Genomic DNA, 20,131 nt, shown 5'->3' with positions numbered 1-20,131 from the left:
ATGAAAACAGCAGAAGAATTAAGAAATTTATTAAGACAGATCGATCGTAAGAGCTATCCGGCATACAAAAATCTGAAAGGCAGTTACCGGTTTTCAGGATATGTGCTTGGAATTGACCATGTGCAGGGTGATCCGTTTGCGGCACCGTCCAGAGTACATATAGAAGTTGAGGAGAAAACAGCAGGATTGCCAGAAAGACTGTATGATAAACAGTGGAAGAAGATGGCGCTTGAAGATGCGCTTATCCGTATATTTGCATCCGGGATCAGAAAATATTCGTTTCAGGCAAAAGGTTCCGGTAAAAGTGGTCTGATCCGTGTGACAAACTGCGGACAGGAAGTACTGGAGCGGACAGCCGCAGATATAAGGGAAGACGGAACCGTTATTCTACGGTTTGAAGTGGGCTTCCCGGCAAATGGAAGAACGGTAAATGCGCGAGAACTGGAGAAGATTTTTTTTCAATATCTGCCGTCTTGCGTGCAGGAGACACTTTATTATAAAAATTTGGATATAAGGAAACTTGAAAATGTTATGGAACTTTCGGAGGATCAGGAAGCAATCCGCAGACAGCTTAAGGAATATGGTCTGGTGGCTTTTGTGGCAGATGGCTCTGTACTGCCGAGAATGTCAGGTGTATCCCAAAAGCCGATGAAAGATGCAGTACCGTTTGTATCACCGGAATCTGTGAGAGTGACTTTAAAGCTTCCGTATTATGGTGAGATAAGCGGAATGGGAATCAGGCGCGGGATTACGTTGATCGTCGGCGGAGGCTATCATGGAAAATCTACGCTTCTGAAAGCACTGGAGATGGGGATTTATCCTCATATAGCCGGAGACGGAAGAGAATATGTGATCACAGATCCGGATGCTGTGAAGATTCGGGCAGAAGATGGAAGAAGTATTAAACATACAGATATTTCTATGTTTATAAGTAATCTTCCAAATCAGAAAGATACCGTCAGTTTTGATACGGAAGATGCCAGCGGCAGTACATCGCAGGCGGCAAATGTGATTGAAGCGATGGAAGCCGGAGCGAGTACATTTTTAATTGATGAAGATACCAGTGCAACAAATTTTATGGTGAGAGACGAGCTGATGCAGAAAGTGATTCACAAAGATATGGAACCAATCACACCATTTATAGAACGGATGCAGTATTTTTATAAGAAATTTGGTATCTCAACAGTACTTGTAGCAGGAAGTTCCGGGGCTTATTTTCAGGTGGCAGATGTGATCGTGCAGATGGACCGCTACCAGCCACGTGAGATCACGTCCAGAGCAAAAGAGGCAACAGCCGGATATCAGGGACTTCAGTTTTTAGAAAAAGAAATTCAGAAACCGATCATGAAAAGATGTCCAAAGAAAAATACAGGACTGGAACACAGAGGAAGAATCAAATTAAAAACACTGGGAAAAGATGGTATTATGCTGGGAGCAGAAACAATTGATCTGCGTTATGTAGAACAAGTGGCAGATGAAGAACAGCTTACCTGCTTGGGGTATCTTATGAGAGAACTGGAAACACATCGGATGAATGGGAAGACTTCCATTTGTGAACTGGTTGAATCTTTATACAGAGATATAGAAAGACAGGGGTTAAAGGATGTTCTCGGAGAGCGTGAGCTTCCAGGCAATCTGGCACTTCCGCGAAAAGAGGAACTCTGCGCATGTCTGAACCGTTACCGGGGGCTTCAGTTATGATGACAGAAAAGAGTATTCGGCCAATTGCATATATAGAAGGGGATTTCCCGGAAAAATTCGGAATCCCAAGGCAGAGTGGCCTTGTAAATACACAGGCAGAGATTCATTTCCTGCCGGAATACCGCAAGCCGGAAGCGTTCCGTGGACTGGAAGAGTATTCACATCTGTGGCTGATCTGGGATTTTTCAGAGGCAGAGGGTACAAACTGGCGTCCGACTGTCCGCCCGCCAAGGCTTGGAGGAAATCAGAGAGTCGGTGTATTTGCAACTAGATCCCCATTTCGTCCAAATGGAATGGGGTTATCCTGTGTAAAACTGACAACCATTGACTGGGAACATGAGGATGGACCGGTGCTAATCGTAAGCGGAGCAGATCTGATGAACGGGACACCAATTTATGATGTGAAACCATATTTACCACATATCGATGCGTATCCGGAAGCAGAAGCTGGATTTGCAGGACGAGTAAAAGAATACGGTCTGGGAGTATCAATCCCTCCTGAAATTGAAGAGTCACTATCTGAAGAAAAACGTGAAAAGATTCCGGCTTTAAAGGAAATACTTGCAGAAGATCCAAGACCGGCGTATCAGGAAAACCCGGAGAGGGTATATGGAATGAGCTTTGCAGGAATGGAAGTGCGTTTCCGGGTAGTGGATGGTGTTGCTGAAGTATGTGAAATTGAAGAGGATAGAAATGAAATGCAATGATTGCAAATAATAGCGGCAAATATTATTTCAAAGAATAAAAAATGAAAAGCAAAGAAAAATAAACAGAAATGGAGAAACAAAATGGAATTTAGAATTGCAAGAGAGAAAGATCTGGAACGTATGTGTGAGATTACCGCACAGGCAAAGGCTGGACTTAAAAATCTTGGACTGGATCAGTGGCAGAAAGGATATCCATCGAGAGAAATCTGGGAGAATGATATTAAGAACCAATGTACTTACGTGGCAGAAGAAGATGGAATCATTCTTGGAATCTTTGCATTTCAGACAACACCGGACATATCTTATTATGAAATAGAAGGCGAGTGGATTAGTGCGGGACCGTATGCAGCAATGCACCGCGTATGTGTAGCAGAGGAAGCAAAAGGAAAAGGAGTGGCAGGAAAGATGTTTGCGCATGGGTTCCGTATGGCAGAAACACTTGGATTTTCAAGTGTGCGTATTGATACCCACCCGGGGAATATTCCGATGCAGAGAGCACTTGGAAAAGCCGGATTTGAAAGATGCGGAGAGATCCATCTGGCAGGTGGACCGGAGAAAGGTGCACTCCGCATAGGTTTCGAAAAGATATTATAAAAAAATTCTGACATCCGTATCGAAAAAAAGATTCAGTAAGAATGAAAAACAATGGTTGAAATATACCTATGAGGGGTATATAATATAGACCGGAAAGAGGTGAAGAATATGGAAGAAAAAACATGCTGTCACAAAACGAAAGAACGTTCGGAAAAAGAATACAAAGATTTGATCCACAGACTGAACCGTATTGAAGGGCAGGTAAGGGGAATCAAAAAGATGGTGGAGAACGATGTTTACTGTACCGATATTCTTGTACAGGTCTCAGCTGTGAATGCAGCACTTAATAGTTTCAACAAAGTGTTGCTTGCAAACCATATCCGAACCTGTGTAGCAGAAGATATCCGCAAAGGAAAAGAAGAGACAGTGGATGAACTGGTAGCTACACTTCAAAAACTGATGAAATAGTAAGAGAAGGATGATCAGAATGGAACAGTATAACGTTACGGGTATGAGCTGTGCAGCCTGCAGTACCCGTGTAGAAAAGGCTGTGTTGAAAGTAGACGGAGTGACATCCTGTTCTGTAAGTCTTTTGACAAACTCAATGGGAGTTGATGGGACAGCTACACCAGAGCAGATTATAGAGGCGGTAGAAAAGGCAGGATACGGAGCTTCTATGAAAGGAACGGAGAAATTAAAAGAAGTCCGGGATGAAGATTTCCTGAAGGATAAGATAACACCGGTTCTTAAGAAGAGACTGATTGCGTCATTTTGCTTTCTTGTGCCACTGTTGTATTTATCTATGGGCCATATGATGTGGAACTGGCCACTGCCGGGGTTCCTTAGCGGCAATCATGTAGCGATGGGACTTATCCAGATGCTATTTACAATCGTGATCATGGTGATCAATCAGAAGTTCTTTATCAGCGGCTTCAAAGGATTGATTCATCGTGCACCGAATATGGACACGTTGGTTGCACTTGGATCCGGCGCATCATTTGTATATAGTACGTATGCATTATTTGCGATGACAGATGCGCAGATGAAGGGCAATGCAGAGCTTGTTATGTCCTATATGCATGAATTTTATTTTGAGTCAGCGGCAATGATCCTGACGCTTATTACAGTCGGCAAGATGCTTGAAGCAAGATCGAAAGGTAAAACAACCGATGCGCTGAAAGGACTTATGAAGCTTGCGCCGAAGAAGGCAGTCATTCTTTGTCAGGGAAAAGAGACAGAAGTAACAATTGATCAGGTGAAGATTGGTGATATCTTTGTTGTAAGACCGGGTGAGAATATTCCGGTAGATGGGACGGTTATAGAAGGAAGCAGTGCAGTGGATGAAGCGGCACTTACCGGAGAGAGTATTCCGGTGGACAAAACAGTTGGAGACAGTGTGTCGGCAGCTACCATGAACCAGTCCGGATTTTTAAAATGTGAAGCGACAAGAGTCGGAGAAGATACGACCTTATCACAGATTATTCAGATGGTCAGTGACGCAGCGGCTACAAAGGCGCCGATCGCCAAAGTCGCAGACCGGGTATCCGGCGTATTTGTGCCGGCAGTTATCGGGATTGCGACTGTAACAACTCTGATCTGGCTGATCGCCGGACAGACGATTGGTTTTGCACTGGCAAGAGGAATTGCAGTTCTTGTAATCAGCTGTCCGTGTGCGCTTGGACTGGCAACACCTGTTGCGATCATGGTTGGTAACGGAATGGGTGCAAAGCATGGAATAATGTTTAAGACAGCCGTTTCCCTGGAAGAGACAGGAAAGACAGAGATTGTCGCATTAGATAAGACAGGAACAATTACAAAGGGAGAACCGAAAGTAACGGATCTTGTTGCGGAAGATAATGTCAGTGAGGAAGAATTGCTCTTCACAGCGTATGTGCTGGAGCGAAAGAGTGAACATCCACTGGCGCGAGCAATCACATCGGCTGTAGAAAGTCTTGGCACAGAAGGTCTTGATGATCTTGCAGAAGTGGAAGATTTCCAGATCGCAGCTGGAAATGGTCTCTCCGGTATGTTAAACGGACAGAAGCTGGTTGGAGGCAGTTACCGGTATATCAGCGGTCTGGTTGAAATAAGTGAGAAAATGAAAGAACAGGCGCAGGAGCTTGCCGAAGATGGGAAGACGCCTTTGTTCTTCGCAAGAGAAGACAAATTAATGGGAATCATTGCCGTAGCGGATGTTATGAAAGAGGACAGTCCGCGTGCGATCCGTGAACTACAGAATATGGGTATCCATGTTGTCATGCTGACCGGTGATAATGAGCGGACAGCGAAAGCAATCGGAAAGCAGGCAGGCGTAGATGAAGTAATCGCAGGTGTGCTTCCGGACGGAAAAGAAGCAGTGATCCGTGATTTAAAGAAGCAGGGCAAGACAGCGATGGTCGGCGATGGTATCAATGACGCACCGGCACTGACAAGAGCAGATGTTGGTATCGCCATAGGTGCAGGTACAGATATTGCCATTGATGCAGCGGATGTTGTATTGATGAAGAGCCGCTTAAGTGATGTTCCGGCGGCGATTCGTTTAAGTCGCGCAACACTTCGGAATATTCATGAGAATCTGTTCTGGGCATTTTTCTACAATGTGATCGGAATCCCGCTGGCAGCAGGACTGTGGTATCCGATCTTTGGGTGGAAATTAAATCCAATGTTCGGCGCAGCAGCGATGAGTCTTTCAAGTTTCTGTGTTGTGAGCAATGCATTGCGTCTGAACTGGTTTAACATGTTGGATGCAAGCAAAGATAAAAAATTAAAAAAAGCTGCAAAAACCGGAACTGTAGAAATGGCAGATGAAGGATCAGCAATTAAAAATAATGAAAAGAAAGAGGAGGAAACAACAATGGAGAAAACAATGAAGATTGAAGGAATGATGTGTGGACACTGTGAGGCAGCAGTAAAAAAAGCGCTGGAAGCATTAGACGGCGTAGAAGAGGCAATTGTCAGCCACGAAGCAGGAACAGCAGTTGTAAAGATGAGCCACGAAGTTGCAGATGATGTACTTACAAAAGCAGTAGAAGACAAAGATTACAAAGTAGTCTCAGTCGGCTAATTAACAATTGCATTTGAGAAAAAAGAGGCTTATAATGTGGAAGAGGAACAGAAGATAAGAAAAATGATAAGAAAATTCAAGTTAACAGTTGACAGTAATATGAATTTATGGTAAATTATCTTTTGTGTGAAACAACAAAGAAGAGTATCCACTCTCACCATAGCACAATCGGGTGACTATTGGTTGATATTGAACATGAATCATTTTTAGATAGATTTGATTTTATTGTGACAGGAAAGTGGATAGTCTGAAAACTATTCACTTTTTATTTTATAATGGGGGTGCAGGAACATTAGCGATTTAATGATTAACGGACAGATTAGAGATAAGGAAGTTCGTGTGATAAGCGAAAGTGGAGAACAGCTTGGTATCATGTCATCCAAGGATGCCATGAAACTTGCGAGAGAGGCAGATCTTGATCTTGTAAAGATTGCTCCGAAGGCACAGCCGCCGGTATGTAAGATCATCGACTACGGTAAGTATAAGTATGAGCTGGCGAGAAAAGAAAAAGAAGCAAAGAAGAAGCAAAAAACTGTAGAGGTTAAGGAAGTACGTCTTTCACCGAATATTGATACGAATGACCTGAATACGAAGATGAACAATGCAAAGAAGTTCATCGGTAAAGGAAATAAAGTAAAAGTCACTTTACGTTTCCGTGGCCGTGAGATGGCGCATATGCAACAGAGTAAACACATTCTGGATGATTTTGCGCAGGCACTTGCTGATGTTGCTGTGATCGAGAAACCGGCAAAGCAGGAAGGCAGAAGTATGAGCATGGTTTTAACTGAAAAACGTTAAAAATACATTTATAAATCTAAGGAGGAATATTACAATGCCAAAAATTAAAACAAATAGAGCAGCTGCAAAGCGCTTCAAAAAAACAGGTACAGGAAAATTAAAAAGAAATAAAGCTTACAAGAGCCATATCTTAACTAAGAAATCTACAAAGAGAAAAAGAAATCTTAGAAAATCAATCATTACAGATGCAACTAATGTAAAGAACATGAAGAAAGTATTACCATATCTGTAAGATAGTGTAGAGAATAGAAGGAGGAGATAAGACATGGCAAGAATCAAAGGCGGATTAAACGCTAAAAAAAGACACAATAGAACTTTAAAATTAGCAAAAGGATACAGAGGAGCACGTTCTAAACAGTATAGAGTAGCAAAACAGTCTGTTATGAGAGCTCTTACATCTGCATACGCAGGAAGAAAACAGCGCAAACGTCAGATGCGTCAGTTATGGATCGCTCGTATCAACGCTGCAGCAAGAATGAATGGTCTTTCTTACAGCAAACTGATGCACGGTCTGAAACTTGCAAACATCGACATCAACAGAAAGATGCTTGCAGAGATGGCTGTTAATGACGCTGAAGGATTTACAGCACTTGCAGAAGCTGCAAAAGCAAAACTTGCTTAATTTTAGCAGAATATAGATAGAATATACAAAGCAGTTATTGGAAATTCCGGTAACTGCTTTTTGTAAATGCGATGAGGAAAATACATTCATGCGAGCAAGATGTATTTGATAACCGCCCACAATATCAGAATAAGGTGGAAGGCGTTTCTGATAATTTGTATGGGGAACATTAAGGAGGCAGATCATGGATATATTAATTATTGTGGATATGCAGAATGACTTTATTGACGGTGCACTTGGAACGAAAGAAGCAAAAGCGATTGTACCGGATGTTGTAAAAAAAATTAAAGACTTTGACGGTGAAATTATTTATACGAGAGACACCCATGAAGAGAATTATCTGGATACACAGGAAGGCAGGAATCTTCCGGTAGCACATTGTATCCGTGGTACAAAAGGCTGGGAGATTTGCCCGCAGTTAGAGGCGCTTCGCAGTGAAAATGACATTGTGATCGATAAGCCGACATTTGGAAGCATGGAGCTGGGAGAACTGTTAAAGAAAAAAGATGAAGAGCTGCGTGGAAATGGCATGGATGGGATTACATCGATTACGCTTGTCGGACTTTGCACAGATATCTGTGTGATTTCAAATGCAATGATTAGCAAAGCCGCATTGCCGGAAGTGCCGGTATATGTTGACAAAGACTGTTGTGCCGGAGTGACAACAGACAGTCATGAGACAGCACTGGCAGCTATGCGGATGTGCCAGATCAAATGCTAGAAGAATTATCTGTAAGAATTATTCCGGATAAACGAGACGATCATCGGTAATGTGATCCAGAACTTCTGTCAGATATTTCTTTGCGAGGTAATTTGCCATCGGAAGGTTCATATCCAGATAATTGCCGCAGTCTCTTGCCGCCGCACCAGGAACTTCATCGTTAAAATCTGCGATAAACCGGAACATTTCGCAGATGAGTGGAACGATTTCCTTAGAAGTAAGCTCCCCGGCAAGGATCAAATAGAATCCGGTACGGCATCCCATTGGTCCGAAATAAATAGTCAGATCTTTGTAAGTTGGATGATTGCGAAGAAATGTCGCACCGAGATGCTCGATCGTGTGAACTTCCGCTGTGTTCATAACTGGTTCTTTGTTCGGTGTTGTCATGCGAAGATCAAAAGTTGTGAGTGGGTTACCGTTTACATGATCGATACGCGATACATAGATACCCGGTTTTAATTTCAGATGATTAATTGTAAAACTTGTTACTTTTTCCATAATGTGAATATCCTCCTGTTTCAATGATTCTGTAAGAGTATAGCATTTTTATGGAAGAGTAGCAAATATTTTAAGACTGTTGCTTTTGACGGGATACAGACATGTGCAACAGCACATGAGTGAGAAGATGTCGCTGTCAAGTGCAGTGGACATGAGATATATAAGGAGTTTTAGAGGATGGAATTATATTTGGTGAGACACGGAGAGACAGAATGGAATAAAGAGCGTAGGCTGCAGGGACAGGCGGATGTCGCTTTAGATGATTTTGGCAGACAACTGGCAGTGGAAACAGGAGAAGCGCTTCAGGACATACCATTTGATATATGTTTTACAAGCCCGTTAAAAAGAGCGAAAGAGACGGCTGAGCTTATCCTTGCGGGGAAAGATGTGCCGATCATAGAAGATAAACGGATCATAGAGATGGGATTCGCAGAGTACGAAGGAAAATGCTGCGCAGAAGAAGGATGGGATCTTCCGGAATCTTTCAGAGCATTTTTTAATGATCCGGTTGGTTTCAAGCCTGCACAGGGTGGCGAAGATTTTCTGGCAGTGAAAAAACGTACCGGCGCATTTCTGGACTGGCTGATACATGCACCGGAATATGCGTGTAAATGTGTACTGCTTACCACCCATGGTGTAGCGCTTGCAGGGCTTATGAATAATATTAAGAATCAGCCGCTGGAAGCATACTGGGATATTGGTGTACATAAAAACTGTGCAGTAACAAAAGTAGAAGTGCAGGATGGCGTTGCCCGGATTATTTATGAGAACCGGACATTTTACAAAGAAAAGGTGAAGAATTGGTAGATGAAGAGTATAATAATAACATCATGGGTGACATTCGCATGTCTATGCTATATGGCAGTAACAGAAGAATTAGACTTGATTCTGGGAATAGCATTGCTGACTAATATTATAAGCAATATAATCAATATAATATACTTGAAAAAGGAGTAGGAGAGGACGATTAGGGTTCTCTCTTTTTTTATTACAGTTTGTATTAATAAAATCGCAATAAATATTAAGAATAGCTACCAGCTTTCGGTTTTATAAGAATGATTCAAATGATTAAAGAGAAGAATTAAGAGAATCTTAAAGGAATTTTCAGAAAATATGTCATAAATTGAAGCACTGATTTGTTATAATGAGAAAAAGGAGGGAAAAGCCTATGAAAAAATCAGATAAAATTTTTGCAAGAACAAAAGAGAGCATACTGCTTATTGTTTTACTGGTGCTTTGTATTCCGAAAGTTGTCTATGCTGATTCTTCCTGGATATGGTTTACAACGACGGCACCATATCAGCTATTGCCATTTGTAGCTGTGCTGACAATTGTGATCGAATATTTGATGATTAAAAATATTTTACATATTCAGAATAAAAAAAGAGTGCTGATCGCTGTCTGTATATCAAATCTCGTATCTTTTATGGTGCCGTATTTTGCCACTTATTATCAAGATGGAGTATATGAAACGATAAAACAGACATTTGAATCGATGGATTTTTATACCATTAACAGTGCATACCTGTTCCTGACGCTGATCATAGAATGTCCGATTGTTTATGCAATTGTGCAGGATGAAATTCATGATAAAAAGAAGAGTCTCGGTGTGATTGCGGCTGCGAATGTTGTAACTACTGTAATGGTCGCTGCAATCGAGCGAATCGCGTGCAGAGGAAGCTGGTAAGGAGGAAAAAAGATGAAGAAAAGTAGAATTTCACAGTGTGTAGTAGTTGTTGTATGTCTGGCAATTGTAATGTATGCAGGAATTGGATGGAATCATTTTACAACATGTAAGATTCATATTACATATAATGGAAAAGAGATTAAGGATGTAAATGTTGTGAAAGTTAAGGTTTCCGGAGATTCAGAGAAGCCGGTTAAGCATACATGGCTGAAGAGAAGTCATGATAAAATTAAGCTGTTTAGCTGGGACAAAGACGCAACAGAATATCAATATTATATCAGCATACCGAAGAATGCTCTTGGAAAAGGTGTTCCGGAACAAGTATATGAGATGAGTTATTATATAGCAGATGAAATACAGTGTGCAGCGATTACTTGGAATGCTGATATTGTAAATGAGAATGGTGTCTGGAAAGCAAATTATAATGTAAAATACAGAGAACCGAAATGGGGCGACACCTATAAGAAGAAAGTAAAGAATGGAACGGATTCAGGGTTCGTGATTGGAATTTAGAGCAAATTAAAAAAGATTCGTGATGGGACATTAGAGAAAAGAACGGAATCCAGAGTTATGTTTGGATTTTCAGTGAGGAAGAAATGAAAAATAAAATGAAAGTCGGCCCGTTTTTTGACAGGGAATATTTAAAACGGGCTGAAACAAGAGAAGACAGAGAAAGACTTTTACAAAATATAGAATGGGTGTCAATGGTTCCTGCGGAAGAGTTTCTGGCAAATCTTGCTAACATATGGCTTGAGATGGAAGATATTTACATGGAAAGAGAAGATTATCATACAACATATAAAGGTGCAGATAATTTCTTCCAGATACTTCAATATGCGGAAACAAATTTTAAAAATAATGCCTATAGAACCTGCCACTGGCAGATTCCTACGGATGCTATGGCAACTAAAATACAGCTGCTGACTGGCTGGATCTGCAGTACAACAGACTTTTATTTCTGGGGAAAAGGTGCTGTGGTTGAAGAATTACAGAAGAACAATGAATGTATGATTGAGGAATTGTACAGGAAGATGCCTGAGAAAGAGGAAGTACTTTATTTTTATTATGCTATACATAAGTCGGGAAAATGTGAGAGGCAGATAAAAGAAAAATTAAAACAAATAGGTGCACAGATGTTTCCTACAGAATTAGAAGCAGATCGCTATTTTAGATTTTCAGATAGATAATTGTAAATTAGATACAGACTGGCGGGTTGCCGTATCCCCAACAAGCTAATGAGATGTGATATCCCTATATAAACAATAGAACTGTAAGGGGTATGTTTGACGTATCTCAAACAAGCTGATATAAACTAAAAGGAATCTCTAACAAGTTAAAAGAAAACGCTAACAAGACATAACAAAAGAGGATCGCAAAAATGCGATCCTCACGGAGCTGTTTAGTTGTCTTCTTCCTGAACAGTGTAAGTCTGTCTCTTTCTTGCCATCTCGTCATTTTCAAGGTACTCATCGTAAGTAGTAATCTTGTCGATGAGCTTTCCGCCCGGAACAATCTCCATGATACGGTTGGCAGTTGTCTGGACAATCTGGTGGTCACGGCAAGAGAACAGGATAACGCCAGAAAACTTGGTCATACCTGTATTCAGTGCAGTGATCGATTCCATATCCAAGTGGTTAGTCGGCTCGTCAAACATCAGCACATTTGCACCGGAAATCATCATCTTGGAAAGCAGACAGCGCACCTTCTCACCACCGGATAATACTTTTACACGTTTCACACCGTCATCACCGGCGAACAACATGCGTCCGAGGAAACCACGTACATAAGTAGCATCTTTCTCTTCAGAATACTGAGTCAGCCATTCAACGATCGTATAATCGTTGTCAAATTCTTCTCCGCTGTCTAATGGGAAATATGCCTGTGTGGTAGTGATTCCCCATTTATAAGTTCCCTCATCCGGTTCCATGTTACCGGCGAGAATTTCAAACAAAGTGGTTTTGGCAAGCTCATTACCGCCAACGAAAGCAACTTTGTCATCACGGTTCAGTGTAAAGGAAATGTTATCCAGAACTTTCTCACCGTCGATGGTCTTGCTTAAGCCTTCTACAGACAGAACTTCATTACCAATCTCGCGGTTTGGACGGAAATCAATGTAAGGATATTTTCTGCTGGACGGCTGGATATCGTCAAGCTGGATTTTCTCCAGTGCACGTTTTCTGGATGTCGCCTGCTTGGATTTGGAAGCGTTAGCGCTGAATCGGGAAATAAATTCCTGCAATTCTTTGATTTTCTCTTCCTTCTTCTTGTTGGCTTCTTTCATCTGACGGATCAGAAGCTGGCTGGATTCATACCAGAAATCATAGTTACCGGCATACAGTTTGATTTTTCCATAGTCGATATCTGCGATCTGTGTGCAGACTTTATTCAGAAAATAACGGTCATGGGATACAACGATGACTGTATTGTCGAATCCGATCAGAAATTCTTCCAGCCATGCGATCGCATCCAGGTCTAGGTGGTTGGTCGGCTCGTCGAGGAGCAGGATATCCGGGTTGCCGAATAATGCCTGTGCGAGAAGCACTTTGACTTTCTCAGGACCTGCAAGATTTTTCATTGTCTCATAGTGAAGTTCTGTCCCGATTCCAAGACCATTTAATAAAGTAGAAGCATCAGACTCAGCTTCCCATCCGTTCATGGAAGCAAATTCAGCTTCTAATTCGCTTGCCTTGATACCATCTTCATCAGTGAAATCTTCTTTCGCGTAGATGGCTTCCTTTTCTTTCATGATTTCGTACAATCGAGCATTTCCCATCATGACCGTATCCAGTACCGGAAATTCATCGTATTTGAAATGATCCTGCTGCAGGAAAGAAAGACGCTCACCCGGAGTGATGATGACTTCTCCCTTGCTTGGTTCAAGCTGTCCGGATAAAATCTTAAGAAAAGTAGATTTACCGGCTCCATTTGCACCAATCAGACCATAACAGTTGCCTTCTGTAAATTTGATATTTACATCTTCAAATAATGCTTTTTTACCCACACGCAGTGTAATATTGCTTGTGCTGATCATATTTTACATTCTCCTTGTTATTTTGATTATCTTCTTATTATTAATTTCATTGCATACAAAGCCTATCTTATCAGAGTTGATGGAAAATGGCAAGGAAATTTAAGCTGGACGCAGAGGTTGTTTTTCGGGTTTGTTGTCGCATAGGGGTTACGTTTCCTGAAAAATCATGTTATGATAAGCAGTAACCGAAATATCATAGAACATACAGGTTGATGATATTGAGACAGGATAGTAACTGGAAATGCTATAGATATACTGGTTTACAGAAGGGATGATATTAAAACAGACTGCAACTGGAAGTGCTATAGAATATACAGATTTACAGAAGTAATGATATTAAGACAGACCGCAACTGGAAATGTTATAGAATATACATGGCAAGAGAAGTTTGCTATTAAGACAGGCTGTAATCAGAAATACTATAGAGCATAGAAAGTGACAGAATCGAGCTATATAAAGAAAAGGAGCGTGGAATTTATGATAAATGGAACACTTGTATTAGAAGGCGGAGCTACGAGAGGTGTATTTACATCAGGAGCACTGGATTATCTTATGGAGAAAGATCAGTATTTTTCTCATGTGATCGGTGTATCGGCAGGCTCCTGCAATGCGGTGGATTATGTGTCGAAACAGCCGGGACGCACGAGAGACTGTATGATTCATAAAGATAAAGAGTATAGCTATTATTATGGCTTCCGTGAGTTTATCAAAGAGAAGAGTATTCTGGATATGGATATGGTATTTGACAAATATCCGAAGGAAATCTTCCCGTTTGATTATGAGACATATTTCGCATCAGATATGACATGCGAAATCGTGACAGTAAACTGTGAGACAGGAAAAGCAGAATACATGACGGAAGATCATGATTTTGACAGACTGATGAAGATTTGCCGTGCATCCAGCAGTATGCCGCTCGTATCTCCGATTGTAAATATTGACGAAGTTCCGTATCTGGACGGTGGAATTGCGGATTCCATTCCGCTACGCCGTGCGATGGAGCTTGGCAATAAGAAGATTGTTCTGATACTGACAAGGAATCCAGGCTACCGAAAGAAACCAATTTCCAAAGGAATGGCAGGAATTTACCGGAAAGCATATAAGAAATATCCAAATCTGGTGCGAGCAGCGATCCGCAGAAATCATGTATATAATCAGACAATGGAGCATGTAGAGAAACTGGAAGAAGAAGGAAAGATTTTCGTGCTTCGTCCACTGATCCCGACAGTTTCCCGTCTGGAGAAAGACTATGATACATTGATGAATTTCTATAATCATGGCTATAAGCTGATGGAAAAACAGTACGATGCAATGATGAAATATCTGGAGGAATAAAATGGATCAGAGAAGTCTGTTAGAATTTATGACGATTGCGGAGAAATTAAAATGTAATCTCCGCCATTCTTGTACGAGCAGCGGACGTCCGGAGAGTGTGGCTGAGCATACGTTTCGGCTGATAATGTTTGCGTGGCTTGTGGAGGATGCATTTCCAGAGTGTGACAGTGACCGCATTATGAAAATGTGTCTGTTGCATGATATGGGAGAAGCAGTGACAGGAGATGTTCCGGCATTTGAGAAGAAAGAAGAAGACCGGATGACAGAGAAAGATGCGATTTATCAGATTGCAGAAGTGCTGCCGGATAAAAAGCGAAAAGAATTTCTTATGCTTCTTGAAGAACTGGAAGCAAGTGAGACGATGGAAGCGAAGATTGTGCATGCTTTGGATAAGATGGAAGCTATAATCCAGCACAATGAAGCGTCGATTGATACGTGGCTGCCACTGGAGTATGATCTGCAGCTGACTTATGGGCAGGAGCAGGCAAAAGCACATCCTTATCTGGAACGGATGCGGGAACTGATACGTCAGGATACGTTGGATAAGATTGACGCTGCTGTAGATGAAGCACTGGATGAACAGATGGGGCTACAGGATAAAAAAGGGTTTCTATAAAATGTAATGTGAAAATAATCTTGCAGAAGAGAAAAATGTAGCGTGAAAGGAACTATGTAAGAGATACACTATAAGAGATACACTATAAAGTAATAAGGATATAAGATAAGAAAAGAGTACTGCAAAATAGAGAGATGTTCTAATTGCAATACTCTTTTGTTGTTTAAGCCTCCAGAACTATATCTCGCCCATTGTTGGTGCATTGCCGACCGGTGCAGCATATTCAATATCCTGCAGATATAATCCTTTCGGATCACACGGGGCACTTGCATCGGCAGTGCCGTCAAAGATTGCATCGATATCATCAAGACTTCGAGTGCCAAAACCGATATCCAGAAGTGTACCGATAATGATACGCGCCATGTTATGAAGAAAATCATCGGCGCGGAGTGTGATCTGCATTTCTTCGATATCGTCATAAATCTCAATGTTTGTAACTTCACGGACAGTAGATTTGGTCTTCTTAACGGTTGAAAAATTCTTGAAATCATGTTTGCCGATCAAGTGCAGGGCAGCCTGCTGCATGCGTTTCTTGTCCGGAATCTTATAGCAGTGGTAAGTTGTCTTGCGGTCGAATACACTCGGCACATCGGAAATCGTCATGCGGTATACATAAGTCTTGTATCTGGCATTCAACTGTGCATGGAAACGGTCATCGACTTCTTCCACATCTGTAATCGCGATATCCATTGGAAGATAGCGGTTCAGATAATGCTTGATATCCTGTACATCCATCGTGCTCTCAGTCTTGAAGTTGACAATCTGTGCATAGGCGTGCACACCAACTTCTGTACGGCATCCACAGTAGAGATCCACAACAAATTCACCGGTCATCTTCCGCAGAACTTCCTGGATCTTATTGAAAATTGTATTGCTCGATTCATTCTTGCCAAGTCTTGTCCAACCCTGATAACGGCTGCCATCGTATTCTATCGTAAGTTTTATATTTCTCATGTTAAAATGCTCCTTTTGTATGCTTGTAGTGTTAGTATAACAAATCTTGTGGTATAATAAAAGACACGAAAATAAGAAAGAGAAGATTATTTTATGAAGGCAGAAGAAAGAAAAGTATCTGAATCAGTCGTTGAGACAATCCATATTGTGCGTCCAAACCATCTAAACGGTGCAGATCGTCTGTTTGGTGGAATCCTGATGCAGTGGATCGATGAAGTGGCTGTAGTCGCGGCAAAGAGACATGCAAGAATGAATGTGATCACAGCATCTGTAGACAATCTGAAGTTCCTCCACGGTGCGTATCAAAAGGATGTTGTGATTATTATAGGAAGCGTAACGTATGTCGGAACTACTTCCATGGAAGTAAAAGTAGACACCTATGTAGAGCATATGGACAGTGAACGTACACTCATCAATCGTGCATATTTTACAATGGTTGGTCTTGATGAGAATGACAGACCGGCGCACGTTCCGGGACTCGTTCTTGAGACAGAAGAAGAGAGAGCGGAATGGGAAAAGGCAAAGAAGCGCCGGGAGATCCGTATGCTCCGCAAGGAAGAAGGGTTTTAGAATGCTATTACTTCATATAACCTTTTACCATCTGTACCATCTGATCAATATTCTGTTTCTCCTGATCCGATTTCCCGTCTTTCAAGATCTCAAGGATCAGGGAAAATTCATCCGGAGTGAAGCGGATCCCTTTCTTTCCGGCACTGGATATAAGAGCCATCATAACCGGAGCAAGATCCTTTCCGGTTTTATTCCCTGTATTGGCGGCAGCAGTGCGGATCAGCTGTAATTTGATCGGATCGAGATTTTTAAGATCCGGGTGATTCATCCATTCATTTGCCATAGATAAACACTCCTTTCATTTTCCAAAATCTTTGTTTAACGCATCATCAAACATCTGACTGTATGCAGCAAATTCTTCCTGCTGTTTATCTGTAAACATTCCATTTAAAATATCAGAAGGATTAAAGTCTGTGTCATTTTCTGACATGGAAAACATCTGCATCATCATTTCCAACTGGCGGAATTTGTCTGAGCTGTCCGGATCCATGTATGGAAGAAGTTCGGAGACAGACTGCAGGGAAAATTCTTTCCGGGCAAATCCCTGAAACGTACGCAAGGTATAGGAAAGTTCCAGATATTTAATAAAAATGGCAAGTGATTTCTGCATATGTGCGGGGATGAACGGCAAAAGAAGTTTCAGAAGATATAAGTCCCCGGGCATGGTCAGTTCATCGAACGGTAGCAATGATCTGGGTGTTTTCTTTTCCATGGCAGTTCCTTCCTTTTACGTTGTAAATATATATGAGGAATAACGTGGAAATATACATAAAAAAGGAGATGGAGTATAAACTCCATCCCGAATCATATCGGAAACAGTGTGAAGGATGAATTAGCAGCATCCGTTTCCACATCCGCAGTTGCCGAAACCACCGCAGCAGCATAAGAGAAGGATGATCCACAGGCAGCTGTCATTGCCACAGCCACATCCGTTGTTGTTGCCGCATCCGCCACAGCAGCATAAGAGAAGGATGATCCACAGGCAGCTGTTATTGCCGAAACCACATCCGCAGTTGTTATTGTTGCCGCATCCGCCTCCGAATCTGTCAGCGTCACATCCGCAGCCACAGTTTGTAGCACTTAAATCACTCATATTAAAATCCTCCGATGAAATATTTACAGTAATAACATATGCGAATCCGGAGGATGTGTGAGTAAAGCACCGGCTAATATTTTAATAATTTCCTGACAGTATGTTCATATCTGGCAGCAGCGTTCTGGGCTTTTAGCTTTTCAACCATGCTGCGGCTTGATCTGATATGGGTGTCATAGAGCGCAAGCAGATAAGTAACAGTATAGTTTGGATTCTGGTAAGACGTAAAAAGTAGCCAGTTCATAATATCCGGATGCCAGTAGCGCTCCGGGATCTGCGCTTCCCGCAGTGTGATGATCGGGCGCAGGGCTCGGATGGCAAGTGCAGTCAGTCTGCCTTTAGCCTCCCGTTTGTGAAATAACGGTTCACTCTCCAGAACGATATCATATAATGTATTTGCTGCTTTCCAGTAAACGACAAATCCGGTGTCGCCGTTCGATTCTTCTTCTATATCGAACAGATCAAAAGTACGCATAACGGCTTTCCGCCCGGTTAAGGAGCGGTCGTATGCCTTGCGGCGTGCCGGATCTGAAAGTACTTTATATGCTTCGAGAATTTCCTGCATCCGGCTGGTTGTATCAACGCCGTTCTTCATATTTGCATCGGGATGGTATCTTTTTGCCAGTTCGTTCTTCGCCGATGTGATTTCTTCCGCAGACGCTTTCACAGAAACACCCAGAATGTCATAATAATTTTTTGATTTCATAGATTCTCCCCTTATATGTCTATGTAAATAGAACATATTTATATTACGACAGTTTTTATAGGAAATCAATTTGAAATTCTGGAAAATTTTAGCGGATAATATCTGCCGGAAAGCATGCCGGTGAATATGCTGATAAAAAAGGTGATAATCATATGGACAACGTAAAGCGCCAGATCGGATATGCATGTCCGGATACAATAAATGGAAGGATTACAGGAAGAGGTGTGAGAGCTGCTATCCTGGATACAGGTGCATATCCACATCCGGATTTTAAAGGAAGAGTCATTGGATTTGCAGATATGCAGCATGGACGATGCGGACTTTATGATGACAGCGGGCACGGAACACATGTGGCAGGAATTCTTGCCGGAGACGGGAAAATGTCCGGTGGAAGGTATGCAGGGATGGCACCGGGAGTGGAACTTCTGATCGTGAAAATACTGGATGAAAAAGGGGAAGGAAATGCCATGCATATTTTACGGGGAATGGAACATGTAAGAAAAGTGAATAAGAAAAATAAAATTGCACTTGTGAATCTGTCACTTGGCGCCGGCGTGGGACTTGATCCGGTCAAGGAGAACCGCATTACAGAAGCTGTGGAGGAACTGTGTAACTGTGGAATCACGGTCGTTGTGTCTGCCGGAAATTATGGACTGCAAAGCCGGAAAGTAAGTGTTCCGGGTACAAATGAAAAAGTACTCACTGTCGGAGCTTACAGGCGCAGTGGCATGGGCAGATACTGCAGCGGAACAGGACGGGAAAGAATCTGTGTGTGGAAACCGGATATTTTTGCGCCGGGAGAGGGAATTGTATCCTGCGGATATGAAGCGGTAAACGGGGAAAGCTGTTTTCAAAGAAAAGAGTTTTTTCCTTATATAAGAAAGAGCGGTGCGTCAATGGCGACACCTGTCGTAACAGGTGCGCTTGCACTTGCAAAAAGCAAATATCCGGAACTGGAAGGTGAGGAGCTGAAGAGATATTTGCTGAAGCGGTGCGGCAGATCACTGCGTGTGGAACAGCTGCTTGCATAAAAATGAGGCACGAAAGAAGTAGGAAAAATAAGAAAAAAGGAAGAAAATCAGGGTGTCAAGAAAAAATACTTGACACCTGCGCAGCTATCGTGTATGATAACACAGGTGATAAACATGAATGAAATTCTTGAACAGGCTTTATTGTTTGACTTCTATGGAGAATTGCTGACAGATCATCAGAAAGAGATTTACGGACAGTTCATTCAGGAGGATCTGTCTCTCGGTGAGATTGCAAGAGAGGCAGGCATCAGCCGGCAGGGAGTACACGATCTGATCCGACGGTGTAATCAGACATTGAGCGGATATGAAGAGAAACTTCATCTGGTAGAGAAGTTCATGGCAATAAAAGAGAAGACAGGAACGATCAAGGAATTGCTGGATGGCTATGAGAAAGAGCGTGCAGAAGAGATCGTGAAAGAGATCCGTAAGATATCGGATGAGATTATAGAGGAGTTATAGATAT

Annotated in this window: 25 protein-coding genes; 18 read left to right on the top strand and 7 right to left on the bottom strand. The window is 42.0% G+C overall.

What is annotated here, in order from left to right; translation table 11 throughout:
• The 9 genes from DXC04_RS06150 (at window position 1) to DXC04_RS06110 (ending at window position 8,147) form a co-directional block, all read left to right on the top strand.
• Complete coding sequence (locus DXC04_RS06150; protein WP_118660433.1) at window positions 1-1,701, top strand: ABC-ATPase domain-containing protein; 1,701 nt, start codon at window positions 1-3, stop codon at window positions 1,699-1,701.
• Window positions 1,698-2,408, top strand: coding sequence for a tRNA (N6-threonylcarbamoyladenosine(37)-N6)-methyltransferase TrmO (gene tsaA, locus DXC04_RS06145; protein WP_118660431.1), 711 nt, complete (start codon window positions 1,698-1,700; stop codon window positions 2,406-2,408). Before DXC04_RS06150 ends, tsaA begins: the two co-directional genes overlap by 4 nt.
• Before the next feature lie 81 nt (window positions 2,409-2,489).
• Window positions 2,490-3,002 carry a GNAT family N-acetyltransferase gene (locus DXC04_RS06140; RefSeq protein WP_118519291.1) on the top strand — a complete coding sequence of 171 codons (513 nt, stop codon included), beginning with the start codon at window positions 2,490-2,492 and terminating at the stop codon, window positions 3,000-3,002.
• Window positions 3,003-3,110: 108 nt separating this feature from the next.
• On the top strand, window positions 3,111-3,410 hold the full coding sequence (locus DXC04_RS06135; RefSeq protein ID WP_021859948.1) for a metal-sensing transcriptional repressor: 300 nt from the start codon (window positions 3,111-3,113) through the stop codon (window positions 3,408-3,410).
• A 19-nt stretch (window positions 3,411-3,429) separates the two neighbouring features.
• Window positions 3,430-6,006, top strand: coding sequence for a heavy metal translocating P-type ATPase (locus tag DXC04_RS06130; protein WP_118660429.1), 2,577 nt, complete (start codon window positions 3,430-3,432; stop codon window positions 6,004-6,006).
• A gap of 303 nt (window positions 6,007-6,309) precedes the next feature.
• Window positions 6,310-6,804, top strand: a complete 495-nt coding sequence (gene infC, locus DXC04_RS06125; protein ID WP_021859946.1) for a translation initiation factor IF-3 — start codon at window positions 6,310-6,312, stop codon at window positions 6,802-6,804.
• 34 nt (window positions 6,805-6,838) lie between these two features.
• Window positions 6,839-7,036, top strand: coding sequence for a 50S ribosomal protein L35 (gene rpmI, locus DXC04_RS06120; RefSeq protein ID WP_021859945.1), 198 nt, complete (start codon window positions 6,839-6,841; stop codon window positions 7,034-7,036).
• A gap of 33 nt (window positions 7,037-7,069) precedes the next feature.
• The gene (gene rplT, locus DXC04_RS06115) at window positions 7,070-7,426 is read left to right on the top strand and encodes a 50S ribosomal protein L20 (RefSeq protein ID WP_021859944.1); all 357 of its coding nucleotides are present in this window, start codon (window positions 7,070-7,072) and stop codon (window positions 7,424-7,426) included.
• 184 nt (window positions 7,427-7,610) lie between these two features.
• Window positions 7,611-8,147: a cysteine hydrolase family protein gene (locus tag DXC04_RS06110; RefSeq protein ID WP_118660428.1), complete on the top strand. Its 537-nt coding sequence runs from the start codon at window positions 7,611-7,613 to the stop codon at window positions 8,145-8,147.
• 18 nt (window positions 8,148-8,165) lie between these two features.
• Here the strand turns inward: DXC04_RS06110 and DXC04_RS06105 are convergent, their stop codons facing one another.
• Window positions 8,166-8,645: an S-ribosylhomocysteine lyase gene (locus tag DXC04_RS06105; protein ID WP_118660426.1), complete on the bottom strand. Its 480-nt coding sequence runs from the start codon at window positions 8,643-8,645 to the stop codon at window positions 8,166-8,168.
• Between the two features lie 177 nt (window positions 8,646-8,822).
• Between DXC04_RS06105 and DXC04_RS06100 the strand changes: the two genes are divergently transcribed.
• From DXC04_RS06100 to DXC04_RS06085, 4 genes are all read left to right on the top strand, one after another.
• Complete coding sequence (locus tag DXC04_RS06100) at window positions 8,823-9,452, top strand: histidine phosphatase family protein (RefSeq protein WP_118660424.1); 630 nt, start codon at window positions 8,823-8,825, stop codon at window positions 9,450-9,452.
• A 361-nt stretch (window positions 9,453-9,813) separates the two neighbouring features.
• Complete coding sequence (locus DXC04_RS06095; protein WP_021859940.1) at window positions 9,814-10,332, top strand: hypothetical protein; 519 nt, start codon at window positions 9,814-9,816, stop codon at window positions 10,330-10,332.
• A gap of 12 nt (window positions 10,333-10,344) precedes the next feature.
• Window positions 10,345-10,845 (top strand): hypothetical protein, encoded by a 501-nt coding sequence (locus tag DXC04_RS06090; RefSeq protein WP_118660422.1) that lies wholly within the window; start codon window positions 10,345-10,347, stop codon window positions 10,843-10,845.
• Window positions 10,846-11,102: 257 nt separating this feature from the next.
• On the top strand, window positions 11,103-11,519 hold the full coding sequence (locus tag DXC04_RS06085) for a hypothetical protein (protein WP_147366235.1): 417 nt from the start codon (window positions 11,103-11,105) through the stop codon (window positions 11,517-11,519).
• A 212-nt stretch (window positions 11,520-11,731) separates the two neighbouring features.
• Here the strand turns inward: DXC04_RS06085 and DXC04_RS06080 are convergent, their stop codons facing one another.
• Complete coding sequence (locus tag DXC04_RS06080; protein WP_021859937.1) at window positions 11,732-13,363, bottom strand: ABC-F family ATP-binding cassette domain-containing protein; 1,632 nt, start codon at window positions 13,361-13,363, stop codon at window positions 11,732-11,734.
• Window positions 13,364-13,840: 477 nt separating this feature from the next.
• On the opposite strand from DXC04_RS06080, the gene DXC04_RS06075 reads away from it, so the two are divergent.
• Window positions 13,841-14,698, top strand: a complete 858-nt coding sequence (locus DXC04_RS06075; protein ID WP_021859936.1) for a patatin-like phospholipase family protein — start codon at window positions 13,841-13,843, stop codon at window positions 14,696-14,698.
• Window position 14,699: 1 nt separating this feature from the next.
• Complete coding sequence (locus DXC04_RS06070) at window positions 14,700-15,314, top strand: HD domain-containing protein (RefSeq protein WP_118660418.1); 615 nt, start codon at window positions 14,700-14,702, stop codon at window positions 15,312-15,314.
• A gap of 177 nt (window positions 15,315-15,491) precedes the next feature.
• Here the strand turns inward: DXC04_RS06070 and truA are convergent, their stop codons facing one another.
• Complete coding sequence (truA, locus tag DXC04_RS06065) at window positions 15,492-16,268, bottom strand: tRNA pseudouridine(38-40) synthase TruA (protein ID WP_118660416.1); 777 nt, start codon at window positions 16,266-16,268, stop codon at window positions 15,492-15,494.
• Between the two features lie 93 nt (window positions 16,269-16,361).
• On the opposite strand from truA, the gene DXC04_RS06060 reads away from it, so the two are divergent.
• Window positions 16,362-16,838 (top strand): acyl-CoA thioesterase, encoded by a 477-nt coding sequence (locus DXC04_RS06060; RefSeq protein ID WP_021859933.1) that lies wholly within the window; start codon window positions 16,362-16,364, stop codon window positions 16,836-16,838.
• Between the two features lie 7 nt (window positions 16,839-16,845).
• Here DXC04_RS06060 and DXC04_RS06055 read toward each other — a convergent pair whose 3' ends face one another.
• The 4 genes from DXC04_RS06055 to DXC04_RS06040 all read right to left on the bottom strand — a co-directional run bounded on the left by DXC04_RS06055 (window position 16,846) and on the right by DXC04_RS06040 (window position 18,637).
• Window positions 16,846-17,121, bottom strand: coding sequence for a hypothetical protein (locus tag DXC04_RS06055; protein ID WP_118288518.1), 276 nt, complete (start codon window positions 17,119-17,121; stop codon window positions 16,846-16,848).
• Window positions 17,122-17,136: 15 nt separating this feature from the next.
• Entirely contained in the window at window positions 17,137-17,550 is a 414-nt protein-coding gene (locus tag DXC04_RS06050; RefSeq protein WP_118660414.1) for a hypothetical protein, read from the bottom strand.
• A 120-nt stretch (window positions 17,551-17,670) separates the two neighbouring features.
• Complete coding sequence (locus DXC04_RS06045; RefSeq protein ID WP_117537271.1) at window positions 17,671-17,931, bottom strand: chorion class high-cysteine HCB protein 13; 261 nt, start codon at window positions 17,929-17,931, stop codon at window positions 17,671-17,673.
• A gap of 73 nt (window positions 17,932-18,004) precedes the next feature.
• Complete coding sequence (locus DXC04_RS06040; protein WP_021859809.1) at window positions 18,005-18,637, bottom strand: J domain-containing protein; 633 nt, start codon at window positions 18,635-18,637, stop codon at window positions 18,005-18,007.
• A gap of 152 nt (window positions 18,638-18,789) precedes the next feature.
• Between DXC04_RS06040 and DXC04_RS06035 the strand changes: the two genes are divergently transcribed.
• Window positions 18,790-19,668 (top strand): S8 family peptidase, encoded by an 879-nt coding sequence (locus tag DXC04_RS06035; protein ID WP_117537270.1) that lies wholly within the window; start codon window positions 18,790-18,792, stop codon window positions 19,666-19,668.
• A 114-nt stretch (window positions 19,669-19,782) separates the two neighbouring features.
• On the top strand, window positions 19,783-20,127 hold the full coding sequence (gene ylxM / locus DXC04_RS06030; protein WP_021859807.1) for a YlxM family DNA-binding protein: 345 nt from the start codon (window positions 19,783-19,785) through the stop codon (window positions 20,125-20,127).
• Window positions 20,128-20,131: the final 4 nt, after the last annotated feature.

This window comes from Dorea sp. OM07-5 (assembly GCF_003481355.1).
Lineage (GTDB): Bacteria > Bacillota > Clostridia > Lachnospirales > Lachnospiraceae > Dorea_D > Dorea_D hominis.
Note: the sequence above shows the minus strand (reverse complement) of the source record. Positions and strands in the feature narration are given on the sequence as shown.